This is a genomic window from Alkalibacterium sp. 20 (genome assembly GCF_001885615.1).
Taxonomy (GTDB): Bacteria; Bacillota; Bacilli; order Lactobacillales; family Carnobacteriaceae_A; genus Alkalibacterium.
Genome location: NZ_LSRN01000028.1, coordinates 12387 through 25337, shown reverse-complemented (window position 1 = coordinate 25337; position 12951 = coordinate 12387). Strand labels below are relative to the sequence as shown.

The following is a 12951-nucleotide window of genomic DNA, read 5'->3' as shown; positions in this document are numbered from 1 at the left end:
TACGGTTACTCGATTTTCTCATAAATAAATGAGGCTACTTTTCTTAAGCCATACTGCTCAGGCTGGTAAATCGTTTCCGTCGCCCCTGTAAACAGCAACCCGCCTTTGACAAGCGACTGCCCCATCCGTTTATAAATCTCTTCTTTGATTTCATTTTTAAAGTAAATCGTCACGTTGCGGCAAACAATCACATGAAAGTGTTTTTGATAGGTATCCAGGATCAGGTCATGTTTTTTGAAATCGACTTTATTTTTTATCTTCTCATCCAGGACAAAAGTCCTATCCACTTCTTTAAAATACGTTGATTTATCAATAATCGAGACATTTTTGAGATCTTGGTCTTTAAATATCCCCGTTCTCGCCTTAGCTAAAATCGTCTCATCGATATCAGTGGCTAATATATTTCTCTTCAACGGTAAGTCGTGACGGTCCACGATCATGGCCAGCGAATACGGTTCAGCGCCAATGGAACAAGCCGCACTCCAGATGGAGATGGACTCAAACTTTTTTGACAAATCCGTCGTCAGCAAATGTTCAAAATTATCAAACAAATCCTTGTTTCTAAAGAATTCGGTCACGTTTATCGTGATATAATCCAAAAACTGTTTTTTAACACTCAAACTTCCACCAATCAATTCAGAATACTCTTCCAGTGTCTCGGCACCCGCTTGTCTCATGATCGTTTGGATTCGTCGTTGTAACTGTTTTTCCTTGTAGGCACCGAGTTGAATATTTAAATTTGACTGAACCCACGTATAAAAAAACTCATAATTTAACGTTGTCATAATAGTCACCTCGTCATTTCTTTTATGATATCAGCTATTTGATATAAACTGCCGACTTGATCTGAGAGCCCTCGTTCATAAACAACTCTGGGCATACCGTAAACAATTGACGTGCCTTTATCTTGAGACAAAATGTAACCGCCAGCCTGTTTTATCGCCTGGCAGCCATTGGCCCCGTCGTTCCCCATACCCGTCAAGATAATACCTAACGTATTTTCACCGTATGCCTCTGCGACACTTTCAAATAAATAATCGACCGCTGGTCTGACACCATGAATTTTTGGGTCTTCGTTTAATTTAATATAGTTATTCTTCACAATCATATGTTTACCACCGGGAGCTAAATAGACCATTTTAGGTTTGATCCGCATATTCTCCTGTGCTTCAACTACATTTACTGACGTCAGCGTGTCCAAGCGTTGAGCGAATGACGCGGTAAACCCTTCCGGCATGTGCTGCACGATAAATACCGGTATGTCCAAATGCTCGCTGATCGATTGGATAACATGCACTAATGCTTTTGGTCCGCCGGTTGAAGCACCTATGGCAATGGCTTCCAGTGACTTTTTTTTATCAAGTAACTGCTCGGGCAACAGTTTGTTTTTCTTTTCATTACTGCGTACTGCTTTTTCTTCTGGAAAATGAACACGAATGCGCGCTTCTAAATCATTCTTGAACGTGTCCCAATTTTCTTTTATGGAAATAGGTTTTTCGATAAAATCTTCCGCCCCTAATTCCAGCGCTTCTATCGTTATTTTGTTATTTTTTTTCGAGCTCATCATGATAACCGGAAAACGGTGATTATCTTTTATCGCCTTCAACGTTTCAATGCCGTTCATCATAGGCATTTCAACATCTAATGTCACCAGATCCGGTTGAGCACGTTCGATCACTTTCATGGCTTCCATGCCATTTCGAGCGACGTCCACTACTTCCATACCCTGACAATCATTGATCATATTAGAAAGGATTTTGCGCATCAACGCCGAATCATCTACCACGACTACTTTAATATTCATCCAAAATTCCTCTTCAATCTATTCTATAAGATAAATTCTTCTCTGTTGACCATACGCACTTTAACATTAAAGTCTTTTAAATCAACGAACATGGATCGTCCCATCTTCCCACCAACGTGTTCTGATAAAATGGGGATCTTTAATTCTTCTAAAGTGGCTTTGACTGATTCAATATTACGACTTCCAATCTGCAAGGTGGGCGAATCACTCGTAAACGTGAACATGCTCGCTCCACCAGCGATTTTGGCAAGGATCCTTGTTTCTTTTGTTTGTTCTCTCAGTTCTTCAACGATTTTAGGAATAGCCAAATTTGCGAACTTAGCCCACTTGGAAGTATCCGTAAAGGAAGAACTGTCCGGCAGCATGATGTGACTCAGTGCACCGACTTTTGATTTAGGTGCATACAATGCAATACCTACACAGGAACCTAAGCCAATCGTGGCAAGCTCGTTCGGTGACGTTGTTATTTTAAAATCTGATATACCTACTTTAATTTGTTCCGACATGATTTTCTCCGTTGTGTTGCTGTAGTTTGATCATTAAACTTTTATCGCATGAATGGCAACCAGTTTACGCATCTCTTCTGCCTGGTCGCCTGTGAATAAACTGTGCGGATCTAAAACTGGTATGATTTCATCTTGGGATTGCACAAATGCTGTGATATAAGATGTGGATAATCCGTCTACTTTCTCAGCTTCTTTATCAATCAAATCAGCCGTATCATACGCCTGAACTGTTTTCACTTCATCGACGAGTAACCCCACTTTAGTCTCTTTCCAATTCACCAGAATGATTTCTGTTTCTTCCTGATTTTGATTTGGCTGAGCAAAGAAACGGTCAGCTAAATCAATAATCGCAATTACTTCATCTTCAATATCCTGCACGCCTATAATGTAAGACGAGACATCCGGGATACGCGTAATGTTTTCCAGAGCTATTATTTTATCAGTTTGATCAATGGGTAGGGCAAAGGTTTGATTGCCTGCTTTAAACAAAATATGTTGTGCCATTTTATTTTCTAACTCCTTTAATTACGCAAATTCTGGTTCTAAATTAGCACTAGCCTGTTCTGTTAGTTCATTGTCAGACTCTTCCTGGCTGATTATAAATTGCTCAGCAGATTCTTTCAGTGTTTGAGCAACATTTTCCAAACGATTGATATGCGTTGTAAAGTCTTCCATAGTAGCTAGAATCTCTTCCGCATTAGCAGAGACTTGTTCGGTTCCTGCTGAATTTTCCTGAGCGCCAGCTGCAATACTTTCAAGTTGCGCAACCACTTCTTCTTTTTTCTCATTGATAATGGTTGTCGAATCACTGACCACTAACATGCTTGAGACTAGTCGTTCGAGTGACACCGCTACATTTTCAGATGCTTCGATGGCCTCTTCGATTTTTTTTGTTTGAACCTTGCTGTTATCATTCGTTTCATCTAAATGATTCACCATATCAGAAGACTTAACTTGAATGTCTCCGATAATGGTTTGAATATTCTTTGAAGAGGTCGAGCTTTGTTCAGCCAGTTTTCTGATCTCGTCAGCTACCACGGCAAATCCGCGACCGGCATCTCCTGCGCGTGCCGCTTCGATTGAAGCATTCAAGGCAAGCAAGTTTGTTTTCGAGGCAATGTTCGTGATCGCCTTGACGATACCTTCAATGTTTTGAATATCCCCGTCAACGTCTTCGATTTTCATTTTCAAGGCATTCAGCGTTTCAAGTGTTTCGTTCCATTTCTGGTTCACTTCTTGGGTGGCGTGTGTGTTATCGCCATTCATAATCATGGTCTTGTCGGCATATTGACCCATTTCTCCAACTGCTTGATTGATTTCACCTAAAGCGTGAGCCAGTTCATTCATCTGTGTCACCGTTGCTTCGGTATCTTGCGTCTGCATTGACGTAGATTCAGCCACACCGTTGATTGTATGTGAAACTTCCGCAGTAGAGCGACTTGTTTGATCAGCAATCTCAGTCAATGTGGTTGCCATGCTGGAAACATTCTGACTGTTTCCTTGAATCACTTTAATGGTGTCTTCAAAGTTGGTCAATGTCTTGTTTAAAGCTAAACCAATCTGGTGAATTTCGTTACCTTTTGGATCAAGAGCTTTAGTTATTCCGTTGACCGGTTGTGCTTGTTTTGCTTTGCTTACTGATTTAAATCTCGGTAAATGCATTCTGAATAAGTCTTTTTTAGAAATACGACGCGTTAGATCCCCTTTGCTTACATCATCAAACACATCTAACAATGATTGAGTAATGGAAGTGATCAACCCGGTGATAATGCCCGCAGTGATCAAAGCGATAATAATGATGATGATAGAGATTGTAATGATCATGCTTCTCAACGCATCTGTTTCCTGTGCCATTTCATTGGCTCTCACCATGCCGTATACGTTCAAGCCGAGTTCCGGGATGCGTTCGTAATAAATACCCAGTTGTCCACCATTGACGCTGTTATCATAGAGCATTCCCGACTCGTCATCAGCTAATGAATCTTGGAAGTAAGCTCTCTCAGCCAAACTATCGCCAACTGATTGTGATCTGGAAGAAGCCAGAACCTCTCCATTGTTCGCTACCAGATTCACATAGCCTGTATTGGCCAATTGAATATCTAGAACATCTAAACGTATTGTTTCTATATCCAAATCTATTGCAATGACGCCTTGAACTCCCCCGTCATATACTACAGCTCTGTAAGCCGTCAGACGTGTCCGATTATTGATGGTATATGGCTCGGACCAGCCTAATTGAGTTGAATTCATCGCATCATCTAACCATGGGAAAACATCTTCTGGATTAATGCCGACTTTAATAGCGGCAAATGTTGTGATGTAAGGTATTGATTTATCTACTGGAATATAATGGATATCCGAGATGTTTGGATTACCGGTGGTCGCATAAAGAAAACTACTCTCTAAATTTCTTCGTGCATCATCGAACTCACTCGTCAAGCGTGCTGTTCCCCCACCCAAAATGAACATACGCAGCGTTTCTTCTGCCGCTTCACCTGCATTTGAAATGTTTGCAGCTAAATTGGAAGTAGTTTGTTGTTTCTGTGCTTCAACTCTTTCTTTTAAAAGAGCCGTATTGTTATTATATGTAAAAAACATCGCACCTAAGACTGGGATCAGCATCAATAAAATAAGGCTTACGGCAATTGGAATCCTCAGACTCTTATGTTTTCTTTTGAAACTCACCTTCCCATTGGTGATGAATTTATTTGGCATCTTCAGTTCTGACCATTTGATTGCCTTAACTTTCTCAAGCAGATCATGCCAGTGGTGTTTTATTTTGTCCATTTTTTGTCTCCTCATATTTTTTTATGTATTAGCTTCTTTACCCATTATCGGCAAAAGTATAGAAATGTTTATGCTCTCATTCACAATAAATAAAAGTTCGTATTTCCGTCACAAAAAAGAAGTCTCGATTTTCCCCAGAGACTTTCTTTTTCATCACATGTATCATGTTCCTGCTCCCTTGCCACTGCTAAAGATGAATGATTAGGCGTGAACGCCTAATCAGGACCTTTTTGGTATTACTCAAATCTTTTTCCGTCTGGGTATGCCGAATGTGGTGCTCGTTGGTACCACTCAAATCGTTTTCCGCCTGAGTATGCCGAATGTGGTGCTCGTTCGTACCACTCAAACCATTTCCTGCCTGAGTATGCCGAACGAGAGGCTCGTTGGTACCACTCAAACTCTTTCCCGCCTGAGTATGCCGAACGAGAGGCTCGTTCGTACCACTCAAATCTTTTTCCGCCTGAGTATGCCGAACGAGAGGCTCGTTCGTACTACTCAAATCGTTTTCCGTCTGAGTATGCCGAACGAGAGGCTCGTTCGTACCACTCAAACTGTTTCCCGCCTGAGTATGCCGAAGATGCTGCTCATTCGTACCACTCAAACTCTTTTCCGTCTGAGTATGCCGAACGAGAGGCTCGTTGGTACCACTCAAACCGTTTTCCGCCTGAGTATGCCTAATCAGGACCTCCTTTGTACCATTAAAAATCTTTTTCCATCTATCAAACAGAAAAACCCGGAAGAAACGAAAATAATCGTTTCTTCCGGGTTATATTTATTTAGTGAGCCATTTTGAATCAGGTTTGGCATAGCCTTCCACAAAATAGACTTGTTTATCATCGTCATACAGCTGACGTTGCAGGAGTGTCTGCTGTCTCAGTTCGACGAGCAGATCGCCACGGTGACTCTCTATTTCCATGCGGTACGGTTTCATGATTTTTTTCATTTCCGTTTCCACTCGTTCTTTCAAAGCTTCCATATCTTCACTGTCATACGCCGAAACGGTAATATTCGGATAAAGCGTTGACTTAACGGGTCCGTCCACTAAATCTTTCTTGTTGTAGACGTTCAACGTTGGGATTTCTTCCATATCCAATTCGTGGAGCAAAGACAAGACGGTTTGTTCCTGCATGATCAAGTTGTCGGCCGAGGCATCAATGACGTGCAGGAGTAAATCGACGTCCATTGACTCTTCCAAAGTTGACTTGAACGCTTCGATCAGTTGCGTCGGCAGGTCCTGAATAAAACCAACCGTATCAGTCATGGTCACCTGCATCCCGGACGGTAGTTCAAATTTCCGCGTCAACGGGTCCAGCGTTGCAAACAACTGATCTTTTTCATAGGTCTCTGCATCAGTCAGCTTGTTCAGTAGGGTCGATTTCCCAGTATTGGTGTACCCGATCAAACCGATTTGGAAGACATTACTTTCCTTGCGCTGTTCGCGACTACGTTTTCGATGTGCCGAAATTTTCTTGAGCTCTCTTTTGATATCCGTCATCTGACTTTGGATGTGACGGCGATCGGTCTCCAGTTTCGATTCACCCGGTCCACGTGTCCCGATACCGGCACCGAGTCGTGACATGTTTACACCCTGACCGGCCAGTCTCGGTAAGATATAAGATAATTGGGCTAGTTCCACCTGGAGTTGGCCTTCTTTACTTTTGGCACGCAAGGCGAAGATATCCAGGATCACTTGGATACGGTCAATGACTTTCGCATCGATCGTTTCCTGAATGTTACGCATGTGACTCGGAGAAAGTTCATGGTTAAAGACCACGGTTTGAGCACCCAGTTCTTCAACCAGGCTATTGAGTTCATCCATCTTTCCTTTACCAATAAACGTCTTATGGTCTGGGCGGTCTCGTTTTTGTGAAAGTCTGGCGACCACTTTTCCCCCAGCGTTTTCAACCAGTTGTTCGAGTTCATCGATTGAATAAATAAAGACTTGCTCTTCGTGTTGACCTTCGATACCGACAATGATGACTTTTTCATATTCTTTTTCCTTAACCATTTAATCACCCTCTATAAAATTATTTACGTTTTGTTTTACTGCTTCTATATTAGTTGGATCTGTGACCAGATCGGCCCACGTATGTACCGTGAATCGATTTCTGAACCATGTGAGTTGCCGTTTGGCATAGTTGCGTGAATGCTGCTTCACTTTCTGCACCACTTCTTCCAATGACTCTCGACCGTCTAAATAAGGACTGAATTCTTTATAACCGATGCCTTTTTTACTCTGCACGTCTCCGGGGAAATTGGCATACAGCCACTTCACTTCTTCGAGCAGACCTTGTTCAAGCATGAGACCGACCCGCTTATTGATGCGTTCGTATAACACTTCCCGATCGGTATTCAATCCGATCACAAAAGCATCATAAACCGGTTCTTTTTCCCGTTCGTTTTGATAGTCGGAAAATTTCTGACCGGTTTCATGGATCACTTCAAGGGCTCGGATCACGCGTCTGACATTGTTTTGATGGATGTTTGCGGCAGCTACCGGATCTTTTTCTTCGAGCAGCTGATGCAGCGCTTCGCGTCCGTTTTCATGGGCAAAACTCTCCATTTCTTCCCGAAAAGCTGGGTCAGGTTCTGCAGTTCCGCCATGACTGACATTGAAAAGGAGAGATTCGATATACAACCCGGTTCCCCCAACAACGATCGGCACGGTTCCTTTTGAAATCAACTCGCTTATTTTTCCGGACGCGTCCTTTTTAAAATCAGAGACGGTATACGGCTCATCCGGTGACTTGATATCGATCAAATGATGCGGCACGCCTCTGGTTTCTTCTTGAGTGACCTTGGCTGTTCCGATATCCAGCCCTTTATATACCTGCATGGAATCGCCGTTGATGACCTCACCGTTAACGGTTTGAGCCAACTCGATCCCTAACTGCGTTTTCCCTACAGCTGTAGGTCCTACAATGACTATTATTTTTTCCTTCACGTTATTCCTCCACCTATAGACTCTTCTAATTAGTATAGCACAGACTGACCGGCGGAATAAAAGATGTATCCTTATACTACAGAAAAACTGCTCCATTCGTTTAAGTTTCTTACTCAAACGAATGAAGCAGTTCATATTTATAATTTGATCTTTAAAAACATCCCCAAAACCATCGGCGGCGTTTGCTAGTGTCAAAGTCTGACATTTCAAAAGACCGACAGCTGGTTGGCTCCCTTAATCTTCGTAAAGGAGTTCCAGTATTTCTTCAGTGGAAAGAGTGGTGACGGATTCTTTGTTTCCTTTCGTAATGACCGAATCGATGAGTTCGCGTTTTTTCTCCTGCAAGTCATTGATGCGTTCTTCGATCGTTCCCGTCGTAATGAAACGCGTGATCTGAACGGATTTTTTCTGTCCGAAGCGGTGCACGCGGTCAGCGGCCTGGTCTTCGATCGCCGGGTTCCACCATGAGTCAAAGAGTATCACGGTGTCTCCACCCGTCAGGTTAAGACCTGTGCCACCGGCTTTGAGAGAAATGAGGAACAAGTCTTTTTCGCCCGTGTTGAATCGTGTCGTCAGTTCCAGACGGTTTTCATTCTTGGTTTGACCATCCAGATAGTGGTAATCCACATCTATCGCATCGAGGCGCTCACGGATGATCTTGAGCATGGATGTAAATTGTGAAAACAGCACCACGCGTTTTCCGTTTTCTCTGGCTTCTTCCAAATACTCCATCAAACGTTCAAGTTTGGAAGAGGTTCCTTCATAATCAGGTAAGATGAGTTTTGGATCACAACAGATTTGACGTAACCGGGTCATGCCGGCCAGCACTCTGATGCGGTTGGAACGCAGCGTATCGGAATCGACCAGTTCTTTGAGTTCCTGTTTGATCGCCGCACGCTGGGTTTGATACAAGCGTTTCTGCCCTTCAGAAAGTTCGATATATTCCGTCGTCTCTGTTTTTTCAGGCAAGTCATGCAGCACATCTTTTTTGAGTCGTCTCAAGATGAACGGTTTGATCTTAGCTGCAATACGTTCCTGTTCCATCGCCTGGAAGTCTTTTTTGTTTCTAAACAAGCCGGGCTGAACGATGGAAAAGAGTGACCACAATTCTCCAAGGTGATTTTCGATCGGTGTTCCGGACAAGGCGATCTTGGTTTCCGCCTTCAACTGTTTCACCGCTTTGGTAGTTTTGGCTGCACTGTTTTTCACATTCTGCGATTCATCGAGAACGATGGTCTTAAAGACATCCTCATCATATAGATCAGAATCGCGCTGAATGAGTGGGTAACTGGTGATCCAGACCGAGATATCCTTTTCGATTGCTTCCTGCCTAAGGGCTTGGCGCTCTTCCTTGCTGCCGGAAATAATGATGGTCTCTGTATCTGGAACGAATTTTTCCCATTCACGCTGCCAGTTGAACAAGACACTGGACGGACAGATGATCAGATATCTGCCCTCTTCCGTTTCGATTTTCGACTGAATAAACGCGATCGTTTGAACGGTTTTTCCCAGTCCCATATCATCGGCTAGGACGCCGCCGAAACCATAATGATTCAAGCTTCTCAACCATTTATACCCGGTAACTTGATAAGGTCTCATATCCGCTTCCAGTTTTTTCGGCAGTTCAAAGGTCAATTCTTCAGGCGTTAGAAGCTGTTTCACTAGATCCTTGAATCGTTTCCCTTTTTGAATCGTGTCTTCTTCCAAAGCAGATAGCCCCTGAAAAACAGACACCGTCATGTCCTTGTCGATTTCATCATCGTCAAGATCCAATGAGTTTTTGGCCCGACGCATCGCTTGGAAGGCCGGATCCTTCAAATTCACGATCTGACCACTTGATAAACGGTAGTAGGATTGATTTTTCTCTAATTCTTTCAGCAATTCTCTCAGTTCCTCGGTGGAAATATCTTCCGTATCAAACGAAATATCTAAGAGGTTTGACGACTCGCGCATTTCCATCGTGATCTTCGGTTGACGTGACGGACTGTAAAGTAGGCTGCGTGCCGGCTGGGACAAGAAAATTTCCATATGGTCCGCTAACGCAGGCAAGGCATCATACAGGAAATTGCTGATGGTGTCCGTGTGCGTCAACTCCCACATGTCCCCTTTACGTGCCGGAAGTGGGATCTCTTCAAAAAGCATGCTCAGCACTTTCGATTCTTCCGCCCATTCTCTGACTACAATAGAGGCTTCGCTGTCTGACACGGTTTCTTCAAGGGGATAGATTGTGACGTTCCCATAAGAAAAGACGGGTCTGACAAGCAGATTATCGTCTTTGGTATCCATATAAAGCTGGGCTTCAAATGGTGCCTGGTAAAGTAACGCTTTTACCTCTTCATCCATCGACACATCCACGATTTGTTTAAGCTGACTCAGTGTAACCGACAGGAACGTTTCCAGCTCCTGCCTGCGCATGACCAAGGTATCTGACCCTGATTCTTTCAATCCCTCAATGATCTGTTTGATCAGTTCGTAATGTGGAGACTCAAAGAAGTAAAATGCTTCTTTATATTCGATCATTTTTGCTTGATCATGAAACGTTAAACCTTGAATGTTTGTGGTAGAATCGCTCAACGTGAAATGAAACAAATGCTCTATTTTATTGATGCTGAATGACAAATTAAGTTGGGAAAGATCCTCTTCAATGATCAGCGCTTCGCCTCTGTCGGCTTGAGACAACTGTCTCGGTGGACGACCAAACCTTACAAAAGCGCCCATGGTTTTATCGAGCAACCGCAATAAGCCTTTGATATATGACGGTGGCAAAGTAAAACTGTCTTTATTTAAAAATTGGTTCTCATAACCCATGGGAAGCACAGACTTGATCACAGTCTGAATATCACTTAAATAATCAAACACTTTTCTGTCCTCAGGCATGAGTGCATAATCATCGGTGTTGAACGTGAAGTTCTTGCCAAAAACGATTTCTTCTTCATTGACGATATCATCAATGAGCTGGGAACTGTTTTTGATGACATACAAATAGTCCTTACCCATTTTAAAGTACAAGTCATAGACAGGGTTGATTTTCGTCCCGCTGATGTTCAACATATACTCGACGTAAACCGGTTCTTTGTACAAGATATCGGTTTGACGCGAGATCTCTTTTTTAGAATAGTGAATCAGTGCATTGATGGCTTTTTCGCTCTTTTTGTATGAAAACATGGAAGCCGGAGAGCCGTTTTTCGCCGAATTGGATTCGCCCTCCAGGTCGTTCGCATCCAATTCATTCAGGCGCATCATCGCTGCCATCACATGTCTGCACGCGCCGGTATTCTTCTCGAAAGACTTACACGTACAATGATATTTACGTGCCACACCATTCGGATAAAAACGAAGATGTACGGTCTCGACCTGCTTGTCTTCGACCGAAAATTGAATAGTATTGTTACTTTCATCCACTTTTATATTGGTAGCTTTGCCTTTTTTATAAAGCTCTTTACCCTGTAAAAAAGTCGGATAATTGCTAGCTAAACTCGTCAGAGTCATTTCTGGAAAGGTTTGTTTTTTCATAAGGTTATGTCCATCCTTTAAACCGTAATTTTTTCTAAAACTTTTTTTTATATACATCGTTCTAATTGCTCACATAGGTATTAAAAGTTCATCTGTCCATTATAACAAAGATTTAGCCTAATTTGATAATTCTTTCCATATTCTTTCAATTAAATACGTCGGTCGTGCTATAATTTGAATCAAAGGAGCGGTGTTATATGAAAAAACGCGTGGAGCCTCAGGTACCGAAACATTTAGATAACCAGACATTTGATGAAAGCTTTGATGTAGATGAACCGTATGTCGAATACGTCGAAATCAGCAATTGTGTGGTGCCCTTATATGAAATAAAACGACTGGAATTCAAAACGGTCCGATTTATCAACGTGCAGTTCGAATCCATCAACCTTGAAGAAGGGTATTTCCGAGATGTCATTTTTGAAAAGTGTGAATTCGTAAATGCGGTGTTCTCTCATGCTATCTTCAAAAAAGTAACCTTCAAGGAGTGCCGCTTGAACGGCAGCCTTTTCAATGATTCGAAGCTGGAACACGTCCTTTTTGAAGACTGTGTGATGGACTTAAGTACGTTTGGGTTCAGCAGTTTGAAAATGTGCGAATTCGTTCACTCCAAACTGAATGAAGCCGACTTTTTAGAAACAAAGTGGACAGACATTCTTTTCAAATCATGTCTTCTGAACGGGTCTCGGTTTTCGCGTACCTCTTTGAAGGGAATCGATATCAGTACCTCCACCTTCGATTCACTCTCTGTCGAATTGGACGCTTTAAAAGGAGCGATCGTAAGTCAGTCGCAATCACTGGATTTTCTCGATTTGCTTGGGTTGGAGATCAGAGACGTATAAACGTTGAGTGAATACTACTTTGTTTTGGTGGAACGTCAAACTCACCGGCTCGTTTAGTTCGAGTCGGTCATTTTCCGGTCCGTGTGACCAGCTCAGCGTTGACTATTTTTCGAGTCTGTCATTTTTGTACTGAAATGACAGACTCGTCGTAGAAAAAATTCCGACTTGGTCATTTCCGCATTGAAATGACCAAGTCGCGCTTATAGTTCATCTGAGTTTGCCATTTTCGCATCAAAATGACGAACTCATTTTTTTATATTGACTGAGTTGGTCATCTCAGCCTGGAAATGACCAGCTCACTACTTTTTATTTTTTGAGTCTGTCATCCTCTCGTTTGAATGACGAACTCACTCTTTTATTTCGACTGAGTTGGTCATGCCTTCAACGAAATGACGAACTCGCCAAGTGATTTTCTCCGAGTCTGCTTTTTGCCTATAATATGTCACACTCAGACTAGATTGCACTTTGAGTGTATCCATATTTGATCTCAACAAAAAACCAAGTCATCACTGCCAAACAAATTCAATTGATTTTTATGTGGGTCATACTCGCCCGAAT

The 12951-nt window shown here is 42.5% G+C and carries 10 protein-coding genes; 2 read left to right on the top strand and 8 right to left on the bottom strand.

What is annotated here, in order from left to right:
• Positions 1-5: 5 nt before the first annotated feature.
• Genes AX762_RS05495 through AX762_RS05475 form a run of 5 tightly spaced genes read right to left on the bottom strand, consistent with a single transcriptional unit; the run spans position 6 to position 5097 of the window.
• Complete coding sequence (locus AX762_RS05495) at positions 6-785, bottom strand: protein-glutamate O-methyltransferase CheR (protein WP_071848157.1); 780 nt, start codon at positions 783-785, stop codon at positions 6-8.
• Between the two features lie 5 nt (positions 786-790).
• Positions 791-1804, bottom strand: coding sequence for a chemotaxis response regulator protein-glutamate methylesterase (locus tag AX762_RS05490; protein WP_071848156.1), 1014 nt, complete (start codon positions 1802-1804; stop codon positions 791-793).
• Between the two features lie 23 nt (positions 1805-1827).
• A complete protein-coding gene (locus AX762_RS05485) occupies positions 1828-2310 on the bottom strand; it encodes a chemotaxis protein CheD (RefSeq protein WP_071848155.1) in 483 nt (160 codons plus the stop codon).
• 33 nt (positions 2311-2343) lie between these two features.
• Positions 2344-2814 (bottom strand): chemotaxis protein CheW, encoded by a 471-nt coding sequence (locus AX762_RS05480; protein ID WP_071848154.1) that lies wholly within the window; start codon positions 2812-2814, stop codon positions 2344-2346.
• 21 nt (positions 2815-2835) lie between these two features.
• Positions 2836-5097, bottom strand: coding sequence for a methyl-accepting chemotaxis protein (locus AX762_RS05475; RefSeq protein ID WP_071848153.1), 2262 nt, complete (start codon positions 5095-5097; stop codon positions 2836-2838).
• Between the two features lie 271 nt (positions 5098-5368).
• On the opposite strand from AX762_RS05475, the gene AX762_RS12595 reads away from it, so the two are divergent.
• Positions 5369-5890, top strand: a complete 522-nt coding sequence (locus tag AX762_RS12595; RefSeq protein ID WP_143139307.1) for a hypothetical protein — start codon at positions 5369-5371, stop codon at positions 5888-5890.
• Here the strand turns inward: AX762_RS12595 and hflX are convergent.
• The 3 genes from hflX to AX762_RS05455 all read right to left on the bottom strand — a co-directional run bounded on the left by hflX (position 5870) and on the right by AX762_RS05455 (position 11554).
• On the bottom strand, positions 5870-7105 hold the full coding sequence (gene hflX, locus AX762_RS05465; RefSeq protein ID WP_071848151.1) for a GTPase HflX: 1236 nt from the start codon (positions 7103-7105) through the stop codon (positions 5870-5872). The genes AX762_RS12595 and hflX overlap by 21 nt on opposite strands.
• Complete coding sequence (gene miaA, locus AX762_RS05460) at positions 7106-8041, bottom strand: tRNA (adenosine(37)-N6)-dimethylallyltransferase MiaA (protein ID WP_071848150.1); 936 nt, start codon at positions 8039-8041, stop codon at positions 7106-7108. It abuts the gene before it with no gap.
• 234 nt (positions 8042-8275) lie between these two features.
• Positions 8276-11554, bottom strand: coding sequence for a DEAD/DEAH box helicase (locus tag AX762_RS05455; protein ID WP_177244041.1), 3279 nt, complete (start codon positions 11552-11554; stop codon positions 8276-8278).
• A 197-nt stretch (positions 11555-11751) separates the two neighbouring features.
• Between AX762_RS05455 and AX762_RS05450 the strand changes: the two genes are divergently transcribed.
• Positions 11752-12393, top strand: coding sequence for a pentapeptide repeat-containing protein (locus AX762_RS05450; RefSeq protein ID WP_071848148.1), 642 nt, complete (start codon positions 11752-11754; stop codon positions 12391-12393).
• The last annotated feature ends 558 nt before the right edge of the window (positions 12394-12951 follow it).

Excerpts from the sequence above, each read along its gene's own strand:
- AX762_RS05475 (WP_071848153.1), bottom strand. The coding sequence starts at position 5,097 with ATGGACAAAATAAAACACCACTGGCATGATCTGCTTGAGAAAGTTAAG.
- AX762_RS05480 (WP_071848154.1), bottom strand. The coding sequence starts at position 2,814 with ATGGCACAACATATTTTGTTTAAAGCAGGCAATCAAACCTTTGCCCTA.
- hflX (WP_071848151.1), bottom strand. The coding sequence starts at position 7,105 with ATGGTTAAGGAAAAAGAATATGAAAAAGTCATCATTGTCGGTATCGAA.
- AX762_RS05455 (WP_177244041.1), bottom strand. The coding sequence starts at position 11,554 with ATGAAAAAACAAACCTTTCCAGAAATGACTCTGACGAGTTTAGCTAGC.
- AX762_RS05495 (WP_071848157.1), bottom strand. The coding sequence starts at position 785 with ATGACAACGTTAAATTATGAGTTTTTTTATACGTGGGTTCAGTCAAAT.
- AX762_RS05485 (WP_071848155.1), bottom strand. The coding sequence starts at position 2,310 with ATGTCGGAACAAATTAAAGTAGGTATATCAGATTTTAAAATAACAACG.
- AX762_RS05450 (WP_071848148.1), top strand. The coding sequence starts at position 11,752 with ATGAAAAAACGCGTGGAGCCTCAGGTACCGAAACATTTAGATAACCAG.
- AX762_RS05490 (WP_071848156.1), bottom strand. The coding sequence starts at position 1,804 with ATGAATATTAAAGTAGTCGTGGTAGATGATTCGGCGTTGATGCGCAAA.